Annotated in this window: 18 protein-coding genes; 15 read left to right on the top strand and 3 right to left on the bottom strand. The window is 54.9% G+C overall.

What is annotated here, in order from left to right; all coding sequences use genetic code 11:
• The first annotated feature begins 103 nt into the window (after positions 1-103).
• The 5 genes from EYR88_RS09595 to EYR88_RS09575 all read left to right on the top strand — a co-directional run bounded on the left by EYR88_RS09595 (position 104) and on the right by EYR88_RS09575 (position 5,837).
• On the top strand, positions 104-2,014 hold the full coding sequence (locus tag EYR88_RS09595; protein ID WP_131089409.1) for a glycerophosphoryl diester phosphodiesterase membrane domain-containing protein: 1,911 nt from the start codon (positions 104-106) through the stop codon (positions 2,012-2,014).
• A gap of 156 nt (positions 2,015-2,170) precedes the next feature.
• On the top strand, positions 2,171-2,647 hold the full coding sequence (locus EYR88_RS09590) for a hypothetical protein (RefSeq protein WP_131089408.1): 477 nt from the start codon (positions 2,171-2,173) through the stop codon (positions 2,645-2,647).
• A gap of 175 nt (positions 2,648-2,822) precedes the next feature.
• Positions 2,823-4,700 (top strand): glycerophosphodiester phosphodiesterase, encoded by a 1,878-nt coding sequence (locus EYR88_RS09585; protein WP_131089407.1) that lies wholly within the window; start codon positions 2,823-2,825, stop codon positions 4,698-4,700.
• A 272-nt stretch (positions 4,701-4,972) separates the two neighbouring features.
• The gene (locus EYR88_RS09580) at positions 4,973-5,308 is read left to right on the top strand and encodes a toxin-antitoxin system HicB family antitoxin (RefSeq protein ID WP_131089406.1); all 336 of its coding nucleotides are present in this window, start codon (positions 4,973-4,975) and stop codon (positions 5,306-5,308) included.
• Positions 5,309-5,420: 112 nt separating this feature from the next.
• Positions 5,421-5,837 (top strand): helix-turn-helix transcriptional regulator, encoded by a 417-nt coding sequence (locus EYR88_RS09575; protein ID WP_131089405.1) that lies wholly within the window; start codon positions 5,421-5,423, stop codon positions 5,835-5,837.
• Positions 5,838-5,845: 8 nt separating this feature from the next.
• Here EYR88_RS09575 and EYR88_RS09570 read toward each other — a convergent pair whose 3' ends face one another.
• Positions 5,846-6,133, bottom strand: a complete 288-nt coding sequence (locus EYR88_RS09570) for a hypothetical protein (RefSeq protein ID WP_207306484.1) — start codon at positions 6,131-6,133, stop codon at positions 5,846-5,848.
• A gap of 535 nt (positions 6,134-6,668) precedes the next feature.
• Here EYR88_RS09570 and EYR88_RS09565 point away from each other — a divergent pair.
• From EYR88_RS09565 to EYR88_RS09545, 5 genes are all read left to right on the top strand, one after another.
• Positions 6,669-7,805 (top strand): acyl-CoA dehydrogenase family protein, encoded by a 1,137-nt coding sequence (locus EYR88_RS09565; protein ID WP_131089403.1) that lies wholly within the window; start codon positions 6,669-6,671, stop codon positions 7,803-7,805.
• Between the two features lie 62 nt (positions 7,806-7,867).
• A complete protein-coding gene (mmsB, locus tag EYR88_RS09560) occupies positions 7,868-8,782 on the top strand; it encodes a 3-hydroxyisobutyrate dehydrogenase (protein WP_131089402.1) in 915 nt (304 codons plus the stop codon).
• A gap of 36 nt (positions 8,783-8,818) precedes the next feature.
• Entirely contained in the window at positions 8,819-10,318 is a 1,500-nt protein-coding gene (locus tag EYR88_RS09555; RefSeq protein ID WP_131089401.1) for an aldehyde dehydrogenase family protein, read from the top strand.
• Between the two features lie 116 nt (positions 10,319-10,434).
• On the top strand, positions 10,435-11,256 hold the full coding sequence (locus tag EYR88_RS09550; RefSeq protein WP_131089400.1) for an enoyl-CoA hydratase-related protein: 822 nt from the start codon (positions 10,435-10,437) through the stop codon (positions 11,254-11,256).
• 69 nt (positions 11,257-11,325) lie between these two features.
• Entirely contained in the window at positions 11,326-11,841 is a 516-nt protein-coding gene (locus EYR88_RS09545; protein WP_242632505.1) for a GNAT family N-acetyltransferase, read from the top strand.
• Positions 11,842-11,897: 56 nt separating this feature from the next.
• On the opposite strand, the gene EYR88_RS09540 is transcribed toward EYR88_RS09545, so the two are convergent.
• Positions 11,898-12,269 (bottom strand): metalloregulator ArsR/SmtB family transcription factor, encoded by a 372-nt coding sequence (locus EYR88_RS09540; RefSeq protein ID WP_131089399.1) that lies wholly within the window; start codon positions 12,267-12,269, stop codon positions 11,898-11,900.
• 123 nt (positions 12,270-12,392) lie between these two features.
• Between EYR88_RS09540 and arsB the strand changes: the two genes are divergently transcribed.
• Genes arsB through EYR88_RS09525 form a run of 3 tightly spaced genes read left to right on the top strand, consistent with a single transcriptional unit; the run spans position 12,393 to position 15,342 of the window.
• A complete protein-coding gene (gene arsB, locus EYR88_RS09535; protein ID WP_131089852.1) occupies positions 12,393-13,466 on the top strand; it encodes an ACR3 family arsenite efflux transporter in 1,074 nt (357 codons plus the stop codon).
• A 14-nt stretch (positions 13,467-13,480) separates the two neighbouring features.
• Positions 13,481-13,894, top strand: coding sequence for an arsenate reductase ArsC (locus EYR88_RS09530; protein ID WP_131089398.1), 414 nt, complete (start codon positions 13,481-13,483; stop codon positions 13,892-13,894).
• Positions 13,895-13,929: 35 nt separating this feature from the next.
• Positions 13,930-15,342: an FAD-dependent oxidoreductase gene (locus EYR88_RS09525; RefSeq protein WP_131089397.1), complete on the top strand. Its 1,413-nt coding sequence runs from the start codon at positions 13,930-13,932 to the stop codon at positions 15,340-15,342.
• A 53-nt stretch (positions 15,343-15,395) separates the two neighbouring features.
• Here the strand turns inward: EYR88_RS09525 and EYR88_RS09520 are convergent, their stop codons facing one another.
• Positions 15,396-15,758 carry a hypothetical protein gene (locus EYR88_RS09520; RefSeq protein ID WP_131089396.1) on the bottom strand — a complete coding sequence of 121 codons (363 nt, stop codon included), beginning with the start codon at positions 15,756-15,758 and terminating at the stop codon, positions 15,396-15,398.
• 1,200 nt (positions 15,759-16,958) lie between these two features.
• Here EYR88_RS09520 and EYR88_RS09510 point away from each other — a divergent pair.
• Both EYR88_RS09510 and EYR88_RS09505 read left to right on the top strand, forming a co-directional pair.
• On the top strand, positions 16,959-18,422 hold the full coding sequence (locus EYR88_RS09510; RefSeq protein WP_131089395.1) for an amino acid permease: 1,464 nt from the start codon (positions 16,959-16,961) through the stop codon (positions 18,420-18,422).
• A gap of 134 nt (positions 18,423-18,556) precedes the next feature.
• Positions 18,557-18,934 carry a VOC family protein gene (locus EYR88_RS09505; protein ID WP_131089394.1) on the top strand — a complete coding sequence of 126 codons (378 nt, stop codon included), beginning with the start codon at positions 18,557-18,559 and terminating at the stop codon, positions 18,932-18,934.
• Positions 18,935-18,951: the final 17 nt, after the last annotated feature.

The following is an 18,951-nucleotide window of genomic DNA, read 5'->3' as shown; positions in this document are numbered from 1 at the left end:
TGGGGTGCCATGCAGCACCAAGGTAACTAGTGACCTTGGCTGTCGGCATTCTTTACAGGGCATCAGTAGTCGCCTGCGCACGAACCTGAAAGCAGGACCGGCAATGAAAAAGCATTCGGAGCTAAAGCTTCAGCGAAAGTCCAAGAAGCAACGGCTTGGCGCCTCATTGCTTGGAGCTAAGACCCATAGCGATCAACATGAGCGGCTGAACGTGGCGTTGGTGCTGCGCTTATTGGTTCAGGCCCTGCGGCTGAGCCACGCGCATGTGCCTCGCTATTTGGGTGCCATCATTCTGGCTCAGGCGTTTAACGGTTTTGTTGTGCTCCCTGCGGTCAAGGCGATCTTCTCGTACGCACTAAACGTCAGCGACCTGGCCAACCTGACGAACCGCGACCTGCCAACGATGCTGAGCCATCCGGGGGCCGCGCTCCTACTCTTGCTGATTGCATTTATTGTTCTGTTGGCTCTCGGGCTTCAGTTCTCCGTGCTCATCGTGATGGTCAATCGCCAGCAATCAGGTTTATCGCTGAGTACCAAAGAGGTAGTGCGGGAAACCGTGGGCACGCTGTGGCGTATGGTGCGCAGACCTCCGCTGCCACTGATGCTTTACCTCATTGTGGTGCTGCCGTTGGGTGGGTTGGGTCTTTCCTCGGTGTTGATTCAAGGAATTGAAATCCCACCATTTGTCAGCAGAGAGTATCTGAAGACTCCACTCAGTGGCGTGGGATATTCATTGCTGATCGCGGTGATCTTCTACCTGAATCTGCGTCTTATACTCAGCCTGCCGATGTTTGTTGTGGGCGGGAAAAAAGCTACGCACGCTATTTTTGAGAGTTTCCGTGCCACAAGCGGCAACTTCTGGGGCTCGGTGTTTATGTTCGGTATTCCGGCGCTGGGTTGTGCACTGCTCTCATCATTGATGGTGGAAATTCTGATCTGGATTTCCCGTACGGCCAACACTCTCCTGGACCTTCAGCGATCCGCGTTTGTGGCTTTGGTGTGCATCCAAGCCGGTTATGTTCTGGGCTTCTTACTTGTAGGCGTCACCACGGTGGTCATCATTCAAGTCCTCGTGGTCGCAGCCCGATCCCAGTTGGATCTTCCGCATGGACTAGCACGCGTATCGACACCCAACCACACTGCACGCTCAATGCTGTTCATGATTGTGGCGGTCGTGGTTTCCTCGTTACTGCTGGCCTTTAGCGTCCGTGCCGTGCCACTGATGGCTGGCACCACGTCCAAAGCAGAAGATACTGCGATCTTGGCCCACCGAGGATTCTCGGGTGGAGGAGTGGAGAACACTATTGGCGGTTTGGAAGCGGCCGCAAAATTGCATCCGGACTATGTTGAAGCTGACTTTCAAGAAACCAAAGATAAGCACTTCGTGGCCAGCCACGACACCAACCTCTTGGTAGTGGCTGGGCGCAATCAGAACATCTATGAAATGAACGTCGATGAAGTGACCTCGGTGAAGCAGAACGTCAGCGGGTTTACCGGGACAATCCCCACCATGAATGAGTATCTGAATCGGGCGAAAGAGTTGAAGACTCCGTTGCTTGTGGAACTCAAGGTCTCAGGACATGAGGCGCCTGGCTTTATGGACCGTTTCCTCAAAGAGATTGACGCGGCCGGCACCGCCGAGCAGAACATCTATCACTCGCTGGATCCCGCGGCGGTCAGTGAACTGAAAGAACGGCGTCCCGAACTTCGTGTGGGGCTCACCATGGCCATGAGCCTTGGGGCGATCCCGGAAGTTGAGTGCGACTTCATTGTCGTGGAGCAAGCGTCCTTTGACCCTGAACTGTTGGCGATGGCCAGGGAAGCGGACAAGCCGGTCTACGTCTGGACGGTTAATGAGGAACAGAAAATCCTAGAGCTCCTAAGTCTAGGAGCGGATGGAATTGTCACCGACAGCGTGGACGTCGCGCTGCGAGACCGGGACTTTGTGGCTGAGAACCCGAGGTCTGATTACCGTGTTGGTGTAGCTCTAGCGCACCTAGACCTCTTCAGATAAGAGCACCAACATTTGCGAGCTGTTCTGATTCTGTCTCCACCCTTGGGTTGATCCGGGCGCTCTAAAGTCGTCCTTGTATGCGAGGTATTGGAAGTGCCTACGGATCTAGGCTTGAGACTGTAGCAATTGCACACCTTGATCTCGTGAAGGAATTTCATGCGTGGATTTTCATCGTCCGACCTTTCTCGCAACATTGCCCGAATGTCGGCGAGCACAGCATTTTTAGCATTAGGCGTAGGTCTGGCAGGGTGCGGCGCAGTGGACTCCTACGACAAAGCAATTTCCGATGCGTGGTCTGTGACCTATGAAGTCAGCGTGGATGGTGCCTCCGACGACACTTTGAGCGAAGTCTCCTATCTTGAGGCGCAAAAGCGTGGCGAGGAGTCGGCTGAAGTCACCGAAGATACGGTGACAGCTAATGCCGACGAGAAGAAGAAATCTCGCAAGGTCTGGTCCTTGGAAAGTATGGTCACCGCAGAACAAGATGCGGCCATTGCTGCCACGCCGGGGAAAGACGCAACGGCAACCTGCAAGATTCTCCTAGACGGTGTTAAAGAAATAGCTTCTGAAACGGGCGCACCAGGCCAACGCGTGGACTGCGAAGCTACGACCCCAGCGTTTGGCGCAAAATAAATTGTTGCCATCCTTAACGCTTTTGAATCCAGAATCGTCCAGAGAACTCTAAGAATTCGGGGTTGTTTCTGAGACCCCCTCCACAGCGCAGAAAAAGAGACCGGGATAAGATAGTCGTTAGCCTTCTTTAGCTTTCGAAACGATTGGAACGGGATAAAACGCTGTGAACGACAGAATGAAATTCGGATCTACTTGCCCGGATCATTCTGCTCAGTTGCACCCGGCGACCCGCGAGGTGGCACCAACCTTTTCGCAGATTCCCGGATTCCTTCGTCGAATTTGGCGTCTTAGCCATGCGCGAGTTTTCCGCTACCTAGCTGTCATTAGCGTGATTCAGCTGATCAACGGACTAGGCGTCTTGCCGGCTATCAAGTACCTGTTTGGGCTGGCCCTTGAAGCTAGTCATTTGGAAAACGTCACCGACCGTACCTATACGGAATTGCTGACCCATCCGATCTCCCTTCTGTTGATACTGGCCATCGCGATCCTTGCTTTTGCGGCCATTAGTTTGCAGTTCGTGGCGTTGATCGTGATGGTCAATCGGCAACAATCAGGCCGCCCACCAAACCTGGCTGACATGGTCAGGGATACTCTTACGGTGATGCGCAAGTTGCTGCGCTATCCATCTCCACTGTTGATGGTTTACTTCTTCCTGGCGTTGCCAATGGGCGGCTTGGGCCTCTCATCGGTATTGATTCAAGGTGTGGGTATTCCGCCGTTTATCACCCGTGAGTACCTGAAGGTCCCGCTAAGCACGGGCCTTTATGCATTGATGATCGCCGCGATCTTGTGGCTGAACCTACGTCTGATTCTGACCCTGCCACTGTTGGTTATTGGCGAGAAAAAGTCATACGCAGCATTGGGCGGAAGCCTCAAAGCAACGCATAAGAACTTCTTCCGATATCTTCTGCTTGTGGGTCTGCCACTAGGGATAGCCGCGTTGAGCGCCTCGCTGTTGGTAGAAGTTCTGGCGTGGATCTCCGAGATGGCCACCAACATCATGACTGCGCAAAGCTCTGCGGTGGTTGCGAGCTTGTGCATCGGGGTAGGCCATACCCTAGGGTTCATGATCATCGGTGCTGCCACAGTGGTGGCCCTGCAAATTCTGGTCGCTTTGGGACGTGACCACCTCGGACTCACCTCCGTCTTTGAGGAGTACACGCTACGCAAGCGCACTGTGCAGGCCAAAGCTACCCGTGCCTCGGTAGAGGCGCTGGCTTTTGGTCTTGCGGTCTCCGCCAGTTTGTATGCCGCTCCGGCCTTGGGCCAAACAACCTCCAGTGCCGAAGACAGTTTGGTGATAGCCCACCGCGGTTATGCCGCCGGTGGGGTGGAAAATACGCTTGGTGCTCTGGATGCCGCTGCCGAAAACAAGGCCGACTATGTTGAAGCGGATTTCCAGCAGACCAAGGACGGAAAGTTCGTCGCAAGCCACGACACCAATCTGCTGATGGTTTCCGGCGTCAACAAGAATATCTACGACATGACCGTGGACGAGGTACAAAAGGTGACCGTCCGAGAGGGTGGCTTCACCGACCACATTCCCACCATGGCGGAGTACTTGAAGCATGCCAAAGAACTTGGAATACCGGTTCTAGTAGAGCTCAAGGTCAACGGGCATGAGCATAAGGGATACCTCAAGGAATTCCTCAAAGAAATCGATGCGGCCGGGACTGCAACCGATAATATCTACCACTCGCTCAACGCTCCTGCAGTCAAGGAAATTAAGCGCCAACGCCCTGAACTTCGTGTTGGTCTCACTGTGGCCATGAGTGTTGGCAGGCTGCCACAGGTGAACTGCGATTTCTACACGTTGGAACAGGCATCGTTCCGTCCAGACTTGCTGGATCAGGCTCACGAGCAGGGTCAGGAAGTCTACGTTTGGACCGTTAATGACGAGTCCAAAATTCGGGAGCTGTTGAGCCTGCCGGTAGATGGCATCGTGACGGACCAAGTTGAAATGGCGATAACTGACCGCCAGATGGTTGCTAGCGAACCAGCCAGCGAGTATCGAGTCGGCTATTCGTTGGCGTACCTGGACCTGTTTCGGTAATACCGAGACGGCTCTGTGCCCTCTTGTTTAATTGGTACCAATAGTGGAACTATGGTGTCATGCCATTGGTAGACGCCGTTGTGGCGCAGATGAGCCAAGGTCCCAATAAGGTTCGTTTCTCAAAGCTGACCAAAGCTTGCAGCGCATGATTTGGGTATTCCGCGTCAAAGTTTTTTGGCGTAACCCGTGGACGTTCAAAACACCAACGGGACAACTGGGTCTTATTAGGTGAAACTAGGGCCTCCGGTTATCAAGGAAATGGGGAACGGAAGATGGCAACTGAAGAATCAGTGCAAGTAACTCGCTATAAGTACAGTGTTGCGTGGTCCGCTGAAGATGATGAGTATCTCGCCACCGTGGCCGAGTTCCCGTCACTGTCCTGGCTGGCCGAGTCCCAAGCAACCGCACTGTCGGGGATGCTTGGTCTGGTGAGAAGCGCGGTTGCTGACTTATCCAGAGCAGGCGAAGAAGTGCCAAGCCCATTTGCCACACGTGTGTACAGCGGAAATATTCGACTGCGAGTGTCACCCCAAAAACATCGGGACCTAACAATCAAAGCTTCGGAGCAAGGCGTTTCGCTTAACCGCTATCTGAACGAACTGCTCTAAGTGCGCCAGTTCCGGTTGATCAGGACGGTTGGATTCCACTAGAGCGCGACGGTGTGCAGTTCATATGGCGTAGCATATATGTTACGCTAGAATCCACGCCGAGGAGGGTTCAATGGAAGCGTCAACAACATTTTGGGACGATCTAGCTAAGGATCTTGAGGATCCGGAATTCCTCAGGGAGTACGTTGTCGAATCGATCCGGATTGCCACTATCGACAGCATCGTGAATGGTCTGGATGAGGCTCGCGTTGCCGCGGGATTGTCGAAAGCTAGCCTGGCCCGCGCTATAAGTGCTGAGCCGGCAACAATGCGACGGCTCTTTTCTGGCAGTGCATCTAATCCGACACTTGGGACGCTCGCCGAAGTGGCTGCAGCTTTGGGCATGAGGGTAAAGCTTGAACCTCTACCTAAATCAGAACGCTCGGCGCTCACCCGGCCGCTACTCGAAGGAAGATCTGCCAACACGGAAGAATTGGCTGAATACTTAGAAAAACTCCGTCAAACTACGAAGGCTTCAAGAGCTGCGTAATAATGGACTCAAGCAAGAGGCCGTGGGTTTCGACTGAAATATTCGTCGCCTAGCTTGCGCACTGCAGCGTAGTCTTCATCTGAAAGCGTCGTTCGAATTGGTTTGCTTCGACCGTCAATAATTACAAGCAAAGGCTTGTCGAGTCCTTCTGCTTCGTAATCGAGTCTGCAGAAAAGACGGAAATGTTCTTTCTTCTTTGGGCCGTCGACGCGAATCTCAAACCATCCAGACATATCGCAGTGCATTGCTTCCCAGTATCCGCCGCCAGAGAAGCTTTTTGGAGGGGCCTCGGCCACTGCGATAAGTACTGCCCTCATGGTTGCCCGAACTTTCGGTGGGCAGGATTTTAGAAAATCTCGACCTGGAGAAGGTTGGTTCGGATCATCATCCTTATGGCGCTTGAAGTAAACCAATGAATGTACATCATCGCTGGAGGGCGCTCACTTTGCCTGCGAGGTTGCTTTTAGTGGCAAGCGTGACTGCTTAGAGGACTTACGTTGTCTCTTATCCGGACTCATGAAGCGAGATTCTACGCATCGCACTCAATGAATGGGCCAAATAGTATCTTTGGCGGGGATAAATCTGCCCTCTGTCCGGCGCATTGGCTCTACTAGTCTCGTGCACAAGGTGCTTGCGGTGAGGTTACTGGGTAGCGACTAGATGCCCCCCTGTAGGACCTTCGAGTCCTGCTTCTTGCTATGAAAAACAAGCCCTAAATCGCGTGCTGAGCAAGGATTGGTTTCTCGCTCCAAGTATTTACTTGGAAGCCCTAGTATTTAGTAGGATGTCCAACTATATTTGTGGCTAACCGCATCTTTGGAAGGCCCGAGCATGTTTGAAATTACCGAGGACCAGCGCGCACTAGTAGATATGGTGCGTGATTTTGCAACCACCGCATTGGAACCAAACGCGGCGAGCTGGGACGAAAATAAATACTTTCCCGTAGAGGTTTTGGCCCAAGCCGGTGAATTGGGAATGGGTGGCATCTACGCCACCGAAGAGTTCGGCGGCTCCGGACTGACCCGCAGTGATGCGGTGCTGATTTTTGAAGAGCTTGCCAAGGCTGATCCGACCATCGCAGCCTACATTTCCATCCACAACATGGTTGTCTGGATGATCGATACCTTCGGATCCAGAGAACTGCGTGAGCAGTGGATCCCGCAGCTGGCCTCCATGCAGTCCTTGGGTAGCTACTGCCTAACCGAACCCGGCGTGGGTTCAGACGCCGCAGCTCTTCGCACCCGAGCAGTGCGCGAAGGCGACGAATACGTGCTCAATGGCGTTAAGCAATTCATCTCCGGCGCCGGATCTTCGGCCGCTTACGTTGTTATGGCTCGCACCGCGGACACCGGATCGCGTGGCATCTCCGCGATCCTCGTCCCTGCCGATGCTCAAGGTTTGTCCTTCGGCCCTAACGAAAAGAAGATGGGCTGGAACGCACAACCTACCCGACAGGTCATCCTCGACAACGTCCGAGTACCCGCAGGCAACCTATTGGGAGCTGAAGGTGACGGTTTTGGCTTTGCCATGAAGGGTTTGAACGGTGGACGTCTGAACATTGGTGCATGCTCGCTAGGTGGCGGACAGAAAGCCTTAGAAAAGTCAGTTGCCTATCTCAAAGAGCGTGAAGCTTTTGGCGGCCCACTAACTAATCAACAGTCTTTGGTTTTCAAACTTGCCGATATGGAAACCGAATTAGAAGCCGCCCGCACTCTACTGTGGCGGGCGGCAGCAGCGTTGGATGCAGGCGCACCCAACGCAGTGAGGCTGTGTGCCATGGCCAAACGACTAGCCACCGACGCAGGATTTAATGCTGCCAATTCCGCCATACAGCTCCACGGCGGCTACGGATACTTGGCTGAATACGGGTTGGAGAAAATTGCCCGTGACCTTCGAGTGCATCAGATCCTTGAAGGCAGCAACGAGATCATGCGCCTGATCGTAGGCAGAACCTTGCTGGACTCATAGACTTCCGGGTTGCAGACTGAAACCCCAACGAATAAACCTTCAATGAAGAAGAGAGAATTTCAATGGTAAAGAACATCGCATTCATCGGTCTGGGCCATATGGGTGGTTATATGGCCGCCAACCTGGTCAAGGCAGGACATCAGGTAACAGGCTTTGATCTCTCGGCCCCAGCCCTAGAAGCTGCGATCAAGGCCGGCGTGAATATTGCCGAATCCGGGGCCCAAGCAGTGACGGATGCCGACGTTGTCATCACCATGCTTCCCGCCGGTCGCCACGTAATCGGCGCGTTCGAGGGACCGGACGGACTACTCGCAGCAGCCGCCAAAGGAACGCTGTTCTTGGAATGCTCAACCATTGCCGTGGACGATGCCCACACAGTGCATCAGATGCTCAGCGCCGCCGGGCATCGCGGTGTGGACGCCCCAGTATCCGGCGGAACCACCGGTGCAGAAAACGGGACACTGACCTTCATGGTTGGCGGCAGCGACGCAGATTTTGCCGACGCAGAAGTCATCTTCAAAGATATGGGCAAGCGAATTGTGCACTGTGGCGGCCCTGGCGCCGGACAAGCGGCGAAGGTCTGCAACAACATGATCCTCGGCGTGAGCATGATTGCCGTTTCTGAAGCTTTTGTACTGGGTGAAAGCCTCGGACTGTCCAATGAAGCGCTCTTTGAAGTGGCCTCCGCAGCCACCGGCCAATGTTGGGCGCTGACCAGCAACTGCCCAGTCCCCGGACCGGTACCAACAAGCCCGGCCAACAAAAACTTCGAGCCAGGCTTCGCCGGTGCATTGATGGCCAAGGACCTCGGCTTAGCGGTCCAGGCGGTGGACGCCGCAGGCGTTCAAGCCCGACTGGGAGTGGCCGCCGAAAAGATCTACCGAGACTTTGCTGCCGGTGAAGGCGCACGCAAAGACTTCTCCGGAATTATCAACGAGATCCGAGCTGCTTCCGCCGCAGCCAAGCCCGCCAACTGATCTGGTCAACCCTAGCTTTATTGAATACGAGGAACAATGAGCACTTCTAACACTGATCCACGCACCGAAAACCTGCTCAACGGTTTTGACCAGCCCATGTGGATAGATGGCGAAAAAACCGAATCGAGTACCGGTGAATGGCGCGAGGTCCGCAACCCGGCGATCCGTGAAAGTGTCATCGCCCGAGTGCCTGCCGCCGGTATCAAAGATGTGGATCGAGCGGTTGACTCAGCTCGCAAGGCGTTTGGTGCATGGCGCGGGGTGCACTTCACCGAGCGTGCCAGGGCACTGGCCAAAATCGCCGACGACATTGAAGCACGAGCCGAAGACTTCGCTAAGCTCACCTCCCTTGATACCGGCAACGCGCTGCGCACCCAGGCCCGCCCGGAAGTCACCACGCTGGTGGCCCTGTTCCGCTACTTCTCCGGCATCGCGGGCGAAGTCAAAGGCACCACACTGCCCGCTGGCGAGAACCAACTGCAGTACACCCGACTTGAACCGTTGGGAGTGGTCGCGTGTATCTTGCCGTGGAACTCACCGCTGATGATTGCCGGCTTTAAGATTCCAGCGGCGCTAGCAGCCGGAAATACTGTCATCCTCAAAGCGGCCGACGATGCGCCGCTGACCATCTTGCTACTTGCCGAAATCTGCAACCGACACCTGCCCGCAGGAGTGCTCAACGCGTTGACCGGTCGCGGATCCGTGATAGGTCAGGCCCTATCCGAGCACCCTGGCGTGGACAAAGTCTCCTTCACCGGATCAACCGACGTAGGTCGAGGAGTCGCCCGCACCGCAAGCGAACGCCTTGCACATGTCTCTCTGGAACTAGGCGGAAAGAATCCTTCGATTGTCTTCCCCGATGCCGTAGACGATGAACTGATTGATGGGCTGCTTGCCGCCTCGCGCTTCACCCGTCAGGGGCAAAGCTGCACCGCCGGATCGAGGCTTTTCCTACATGAAGACGTCTATGACGAAGTCTTGGAAAAGCTGACCCTTAAGCTCGGAGCGCTGAAGGTGGGTGACCCGCTGGATGAGGCCACTGACATGGGCGCGATCATCAATGCCAGCCAGCACCGCCAAATCAGTGACTACCTGCAAGAAGGTCGGAACAACTCGGCGCTGACCGTAGCTTTGGGTGGAGACGAGCCAACTTCAGGGCCACTGACCGAAGGATACTTCCACCAGCCCACCGTTTTTGGCGGAGCAAGCAATGACTTCCGTCTTGCACAAGAAGAGATTTTTGGGCCAGTGCTGGTGGCTATTCGTTGGAAAGAAGTCGACGAGGTCGTGAAGATGGCCAACGATTCGCACTATGGTTTGGCCGCCTACGTATGGAGTCACAACCTAGATAATGCGCTGAACACTGCCCACCGTGTGGAAGCAGGTTGGGTTCAAGTCAACCAGGGAGGTGGCCAAGTGGTGGGCCAATCCTATGGTGGCTACAAGCAGTCAGGCATCGGGCGCGAAGTATCTCTAGAGGGCATGCTGGCCGGCTTCACCCAGACCAAACAAATCAACGTAAAGTTGCGCGGCTAGAAGCAACAAAATGGGCCGAGTAAAAGCTAGTTCGCTTGGTGAAGAACGAATGATGCTTTGATAGAGGCAGGACTGATCAACTGGCCCAGAGCTGGGTCAGCACTAAGGGGCGGACTATGAGTGTCGAACAGCAACCGGATCTAACCGGTAGCCTGCGCGTAGAACGCAGTGGCGCGGTGGCAACGCTGTATATCGATAATCCGCGTCGACGTAATGCGGTGTCCAAAGATATGTGGGGACAGTTTGCGACCCTGCTTTATACCCTGGCTGAAGACGACTCGGTACGCGTGCTGGTAGTTCGCGGGGCCGGAGAGAACTTCAGCGCCGGTGCTGATATCAGCGACTTGCGCGCAATCTTGCATGATGCAGAGTCAGGCCGTCATGACGGTGGACATGTCAGCGCCGGAGAAAACGCGTTGGCAGCATTCCCTAAACCAACTATCGCGGCGATTGATGGTTATTGTGTCGGCGGTGGTTGGCAGATAGCCGGAGCCTGCGATATCCGCATCGCTAGCGAGCGTGCCCACTTCGGGATTACTCCGTCCAAGATTGGCATCGTTTATCCCACCAGTGGCATTGAACGTCTAGTTCATCTTGTCGGCCCTGGCGTAGCCAAGCAATTGCTGTTCAGCGCTGACTTCATCGACGCAGATGAGGCAAAAAACGTTGGCCTGGTTAGAAGCGTTTTGCCAGTTCAGGGATTTTGGGAAGAAATCGAAAAGTACGCACAACACCTGGCAGGGCGTTCAGCCCTGTCGATTCAGGCCATGAAAGCCATCGTAGACGCGATAGCTGTTGGTGGCATTGACCTAGAAGAGGTCAATGCCTATTGGCAACAGCAGATGGATGTCTCGGATGATCCAACCACGGGCATTACGGCGTTCCTAGAAAAGCGGGCACCGGAATTCACTTGGAACCGTACGGTTGCCTTGGATTAGCGTGTTGGGAATGAACGCTCGCCGAAAATCCGCACCAAATAGCGCCAGAACCCTTGGGAAGGATTGGACGTGGGGAAGACCAATAGCGCTGATATTCAGATTGCTCAGATGACCCAAGATCACTGGGAGTCGGTATCCACTATTTATGGGCAAGGGATCACAACCGGGCTGGCAACTTTTGAATCAGAGGTTCCGTCCAAGGAAAAATTCTTTGGTGCGAAGATCCCGGAGCTGACCTTGGTGGCGCTCGATCCCGAGGGAAATGTTGCCGGTTGGGCTGCTGCCGCGCCTATTTCAGAACGCTCCGCCTACCGTGGGGTCGTTGAGCATTCGGTCTACATTGATCCGCAATGCTCGGGGCGTGGGATCGGAACCATACTGCTTCAAGAGCTCATCAAACGGGCCAATGAGCAGGGTTATTGGACGATTCAATCAGCGATTATTTCCGGCAATGAAGGTAGTAGATCACTGCACAAAAAAGTTGGTTTCCGGGAAGTCGGCCGCCGAGAACGTATTGCGAAGGGCGCATGTGGTGAGGTTGCCGGACAGTGGATGGACACGTACCTGTACGAGCTGAGGCTTTGAGTGGACGGCAGTGAGCTGACCGGCTCGCTAGGGCGGGGTCATCTGAACTAATGAAGCTACTTTTTTGCCACCAAGGCTGCGCTTAGGGATTCCAGTGCGCCGGGAACCACGGAGAAGTAGGCCCAGACGCCACGCTTTTCGCGGTGTAAAAGCCCTGCCTCAACCAAGATTTTCAGGTGATGGGAGACGGTGGGTTGCTTCAGTCCCAGGGGTTCGGGCAAGTCGCAGACGCACGTCTCGGAATCCTTGTTCGCCGAGACAATCGAGAGAATGCGAAGCCGGTTGGGATCGCTGAGCGCCTTAAAATGAGAGGCGAGTAGCTCGGCTTCTTCTGCCTGAAGGATGTCTTTGCCCTCAGCTGGAACACAACATGGAGATTCGAAAGGCTGAAGGTTCAGGCCCGACTCGGTGCTTGTGTCCGTACTCATTGTTTGGGCCGCTTTCGTAGTTCCGTCAGAGATTGACAAACGTCGATATACGCAAGGATACTCGAAATATCGATAGTCGTCGATGTCTAATCTTGGAGTGATAATTCAGTGACACCCGCGCCAATGCCCGACACCGCCCCCGTGGCGGCGAAGCTCTCTTTCCTAGACCGATATTTGGCACTATGGATCCTGCTAGCCATGGCCATCGGGCTGGGGTTGGGACGCATCTTTCCTGCGCTGGGTGAACTGTTGGACCGCTTCACTGTCGGTGGGGTTTCGGTTCCCATTGCCATGGGGCTCTTAGTGATGATGTACCCGGTCCTAGCCAAGGTGCGTTACAACGAAACCTCTCGAGTTCTCACTGATAAAAAGCTCATGATCACTTCGCTGGTGATCAACTGGGTGCTGGCACCGGCCTTCATGTTTGTCCTGGCCTGGATCTTCCTCGCAGACCTCCCCGAGTACCGCACGGGGCTGATCATTGTTGGTTTGGCTCGCTGCATCGCGATGGTGTTCATCTGGAACGATTTGGCCTGCGGTGACCGAGAAGCGGCAGCCGTGCTGGTAGCCATCAACTCGATCTTCCAAGTCGTTGCCTTTGGTGCGCTGGGTTGGTTTTACCTCCAGTTGCTGCCTTCCTGGTTAGGGCTGGAAACCACCAGTGCAGAATTCTCCATAGGTGCCATCACCGCCTCGGTACTCGTCTTCTTGGGCATCCCACTGCTGGCTGGTTTCTTGACCCGAACCCTGGGTGAAAAAGCCAAGGGCAGGGATTGGTACGAGGGTAAATTCCTGCCAAAGATTGGCCCGTGGGCGCTCTACGGTCTGTTGTTCACCATTGTTCTGCTCTTTGCCTTGCAGGGAGATAACATCATCTCCAAACCGTGGGATGTACTGCGGATGGCGCTGCCGCTACTGACCTATTTTGTGGTGGTTTTTGGTGCTGGAATGCTCATTGGTCGAGCCCTGAATCTTGGCTACCCACGCACCACTACGCTGGCTTTCACTGCAGCTGGCAACAACTTTGAGCTGGCTATCGCGGTGGCCATTGCCACCTTCGGTGCAACCAGTGGACAAGCGCTCGCTGGCGTGGTTGGTCCACTGATCGAAGTACCAGTTTTGGTGGCACTTGTGTATGTGGCCCTCTGGACTCGCAAATTCTTCCCATCCACTGAACTCGCAACTACTTCGGCCTAAGGAATCAACTAACCATGACTGAGCTCCACAAACCTTCGGTACTCTTTGTCTGCGTTCACAATGCAGGACGTTCACAAATGGCTGCTGCGTACCTCTCCCATCTTTCCGAGGGCAAGATTGAGGTCCGTTCAGCCGGTTCCGCACCAGCTGATTCGGTGAACCCTTCAGCCGTGGCAGCCATGGCCGAAGAAGGCATTGACATGTCGGCTGAAACTCCAAAGATTTTGACCACCGAAGCGGTGAAAGAATCCGATGTAGTGATCACCATGGGCTGCGGAGATACCTGCCCGATCTTCCCGGGTAAGCGCTACGAAGACTGGAAGCTGGAAGACCCAGCCGGTCAAGGAGTGGACGCCGTACGTCCAATCCGCGACGAGATCCGCAGCCGGATCGAAACCCTGATTTCCGAGTTGCTACCAGCTAACTAGCCACCTAACGCAGTCCTTACGCTAAGGAGAATGCCATGAGCTCAACCTATCCGGTGATCGTAATTGGTGCAGGACCCATTGGCCTGGCCACCGCAGCACACCTGCGTGAACGCGGTCAGGAAGTATTGGTTCTGGAAGCAGGAGAGCAGGCTGGTTCGGCCATCAAGCAGTGGGCACACATCAAGCTCTTCTCTCCTTGGCGGTTTAACATCGACGCTGCCGCTCAGCGTCTGTTGGAAACCGCAAGCGAAGGCTATGCAGGGGAGTGGGAAGCACCGCGAATCACCAAACTTCCTACCGGCGGCGAACTGGTCAGCGAGTACCTTCAGCCGCTGGCCGCGCATCCCGAACTGGCGCCACGCATTCGTTACGGTCACCGGGTTATCAAGGTCAGCCGCATCGCCGCCGACGGGCGCGGTGTAGACAAGACTCGCGGTGCCAATCGGGACGAAACACTATTTTTGGTGCGCGCCCAAACTAACGAGGATCAAGTAGATCTCATTGGTCGCGCCGTGGTTGATGCCAGCGGAACCTGGAACCAACCCAGCCCAGTAGGCCGAGCAGGTATCGAAGCCATCGGAGAAGCGAAAGCCCGCGAACGCGGATATATCCTCGGTGGTCTTGTTGATCCGCTAGGTGCTGATGAGCAGGAATTGGCTGGAAAGTCCTTGCTGGTTCTCGGCGCCGGGCACTCGGCAGCCAACACCATCATTGCGCTGGGTCGATTGCAAAAGCAGTATCCCGAGACCAGGGTCGTGTGGGGCTTGCGTGGGGACGCGAATCCGATTCGCCTCTATGGCGGTGGCGCGGCTGATCAGCTGCCTGCGCGAGGACAGCTGGGCACTTCACTGCGCCGACTGGTAGAAAACGGCAACGTGCAGCTACTTGAAAATGTGGCTGTGGCTTCGCTGAAGTCCGAAGATCAATTGACTGTGTCCCTGTCCGATGGCCGGGAGCTTGTAGTGGACCGAATTATCGCGGCGACCGGTTTCCGCCCAGACCTGCAGATGCTTTCCGAGCTTCGTTTGGATTTGGATGAAAGTGTTGAAGCACCACGACAGTTGGGGCCACTAATTGATCCCGCGTTCCATAGTTGTGGCACGGTCACCGCGCACGGAGAAAAGTTGCTGGCTCATCCGGAAAAGAACTTCTACATCGTCGGAATGAAGAGCTACGGACGCGCCCCAACCTTCTTGATGGCAACCGGGTATGAGCAGGTGCGCTCCATTGCCGCCGCGTTATCCGGCGATAGCCAAGCCGCTGACCGGGTGGAGCTGGACCTACCGGAAACCGGAGTCTGCTCTACGGATCTGGGTGGCTCATGTGATGCCCCGGCACAGGAAGAATCTTCGTGCTGCAGTAGTGGACCGCAGCCGGTGGTCTTCGGGCTATCAACCGGAACGTTGCATGGGAATGCACAGTTGGTCGAGGGAACTTCAAGCGACTAGGTGCTTCTTCGGCGCTCCCCTTCGGTCCGTCAGCGGGGTGTCTGCAAAGAAGATCAGGACGCGCGCGAGAGGTACTCGTCCAAGGCGCGACGGATGACCTCGCTGGGCTTTATCTGGTCATGCTCTGCTCTTTCGATTAACTTCTCATCCATGTCTGCAGGTAGTCGTACAGATCTGGCGGGAGATATGCCGCGTCCACTGAGGGACGGTTTCCCAACGGCGCGATGCACCGCTATTTTCGAACCTAAGGCAGTTGCGAGTAGATCCATTCCGGCACCCGCAGCTTCGGATTTACTAATCAACGCATTTTCAGAGATCTGCGCAGTTTCTGCCCAAACCTCTAGCTCTTTGATCTCAGTTTCGCTCAACATGTCAAAGGTGCCTGAGCTCTTGATGGGTGGATTCTTCTTATGCATGTCTACTGAGTGCTTTCTCGCACAATATTCAAAATCTTCTTTCGAGCCTCCATGGCGTGAAAGTTGAAGACCTTGTTTGGCGGGGTAACTACCGCCATAACTTCTAGCAACTTTGAGCGGTCTCGTAATGGACCGATGAACAGGTCGGGGGACCGTGCGATCCGACACTGGGCTTGGCAAATTTCTCTTCGCGATACTGATAATTCAAAATAGCGTTCAATGCATCTCTGCGGTCTATGCCGTGTTTGTCCGCACTGTTAGAGAATTCCAATGACACAGGAATATTGTCACACAATATTGATTGGAATCAAGAAGATTTTTTCCGATGGGGAAAACTCAAGCGACGCTGAGGGGTGCCAGCAAAATCCCCAGCGAGACATAGCCTTACAGCGCAAGGTGAGCAACCCTAATTGCTCAGTGTTGTAACGATCTCTAACCAGAGGCAGGCCACCGGAAAACATCTAGCAAGCCATGGTCTGCTTGAAAGCCTTTGGTGGGCGTCCTTTGGTTTAGGGTGAAGCAAGGAACCGGCCCTCTAAGCATTAGCTCTGACAGTCGGTCTGACCCTAGGTGTAATGCTGCGGCAGCCTGGGGTTGCTTCTTCTAAAGTCTTGGATGTGGATCTATAGGACAAATGGGGGAGCGGGCTCAAACCTGGAAGGGTTGATCCCTTGAATCTTTCATCTCTTGAGGAAGCGCACCGACTGCCGTGCCCTTGATGACGAACAACCATGAAGCTATGGATAAAACAGGAGCCACGAGTTGCTAGTACATGAGCGCAATGTGAACTCGCTGAGGTGTCAGGCAATTAAAAATAGGTAACTGACTTGTTAAAAGGTGATTTCGTTCGGGTCTTTGATGCGCATGATCCACGTTGCTTCTTTATCGAGAACGCTTCGTGAATCCATCTTCCTCCGGGCATACCCGGAAGACTTTTTGGACTGGGTTTGGACGTACGTCGCGTTGATATCCCGCTGGATTCCGCGGGGATTCACAGTTGCATTCGGGATTGCGGCGGGATTCAAGTGAAGACGTCCAGGAGCCGCACTTGCTCGGTTCATTGGGCGGTCCAGATTCCCACCGCCACTCTGCATGCGTAGACACGCAATTTCTTCGCTGACAGCGAACCGTTTATGCTGAACCGTACGAAAAATCATTGCAGCAACGCGTGCAGATTGAACCTTTCTCTAGTGAGGCACCATGGCAGGAACACAAGATCCCTCCAGCACCCCAACCGGAACGACAGTTAAGCCCAAGCAGCTTCGCTCGCGCCACGTCATGATGATTACCCTCGGCGGAATCATCGGCGCAAGCTTGTTCGTCGGTTCGGGCAACGTCATCCGTTCGGTGGGTCCAGCGGCAATTATCTCTTACCTCATCGGCGGCTTGCTGGTATTTCTTGCCATGCGGATGCTCGGTGAGATGGCAGCTACCCGCCCTGCGGTCGGTTCCTTCATGGAGTATGCCCGAGTAGGGCTGGGCAATTGGGCCGCGTACCTGGTGGGTTGGCTGTACTGGTATTTCTGGGTCGGAGTGCTCGCCTACGAAGCGGTGCTTGGCGGTGAAACCCTGAACTCCTGGTTTGCTTTCCTCCCTGCCTGGACCTGGTCGCTGATCCTGATCCTAATCTTCATCGGCACTAACGCCATCTCTGTGCGTACCTTCGGCGAAGTCGAATTCTGGCTGGCAAGCATCAAGGTCTTGGCCATCGTGGTCTTCCTCGGCGCTGGTCTGCTCTTCGCGTTGGGCCTGTGGCCTGATACCGAAATTTCGGTGAGCAACTTGTGGAATCATGGCGGGTTTGCCCCGAATGGCTATGGGGTGGCGCTCACCGGTGTGGCACTGGTGATTTTCTCCTACTTCGGCACCGAGATCGCCGTGATGGCAGCGGCCGAGTCTGAGGACCCAGCCAAGGGAATTAAACAGGCGACCAGTACCGTGATCTGGCGTATCCTGCTCTTCTTTGTCGGAGCCGTATTTATCATCACCATGGTGATTCCATGGGATGAGCTGCCTGAACCAGTGAACGTAGCCGCAGCCCCGTTTACCAAGGTCTTTGAACTGCTCGGTTTGCCGGGAGCTGCGATCATCATGCAGCTGGTCATCTTCACCGCGGTGATTTCCGTGCTCAACTCTGGACTGTATTCGGCCTCGCGCATGTTTGCCGCGCTGGCTGATCAAGGGTTCGCTCCTAAGTTTATGGCCCGCCGTTCCAAGAACGGCGTCCCATTGTGGGCTTTGGTGGCTTCCACTTCCGGTGCGGTGATTGCGACTATTGTGAACTTCGCTGCTCCCGATTCGGGAGTCTTCGACTTCATCATGAACTCTGCCGGTCTGGTGGCGTTGTTCGTCTACGTCTTCATTTCGTTGACGCAGATGCGCTTACGCCAGAAGATGACCTCCGAAGAGGTTGCGAATCTTAAGCTGAAGGTGTGGCTGCACCCATGGCTGAACATTGTGCTGTTTGTTGCTATCGCGGGCGTGCTGGGAGTCATGCTCAGCTCCGAGAGCGGTCGAACCCAGGTGTGGACCAGCTTGCTGGCCACCGCGGTGCTCGTCGCCTTCTGGCCGCTGGTGCGCAAGAACCTGAAGAAACGCGGAACGTCTCAAGACGCCCTGGCGCTGAACAACGGCGTCGAAGGTGAGCGCGTCAGCGAACACTAGGAATCATTGAACAAATGAGAATCGCCCTCAACCATTGATCATGGTTGAGGTCGATTGCCGTTCTGGCCCGGAGTGAGTGACCCGAAGTGAGAACCAAAGGGCATCTGGTCGGTGCCTAGGAGTACGGTAAAGGCATGACCTCATCAAAGATTTCCTTGGGCGCAATCAACATGACCGCCGACAACCCACAAACACAGGCCACCTTTTGGGCAGCAGTAACCGGCAACCAAATTTCTGGTGGAGGCGACAGCTTCTACCTGGCACCTGCCAGTGCTGACGGCTTTGGAATGTTCTTCCAGCCTGCCACCGGGCCACGTTTGCAGTCGCAGGACGCTCATATGGATCTCACGGTCCCTTGGGGAACACGGGAAGAAGAAGTTCAGCGGGTGATCGAACTGGGCGCTACACACAAATGGGATGTCCTCGAAGAATTTGAGCACGTTCAGTGGACTACTCTGGCAGATCCAGAAGGCAACCTCTTCTGCATTGCGGAGCATCCTCCGGTTCACTAATTCTTGGCCTTTCTGGG

This window comes from Arthrobacter sp. S41 (assembly GCF_004320535.1).
Lineage (GTDB): Bacteria > Actinomycetota > Actinomycetes > Actinomycetales > Micrococcaceae > Glutamicibacter.
Note: the sequence above shows the minus strand (reverse complement) of the source record. Positions and strands in the feature narration are given on the sequence as shown.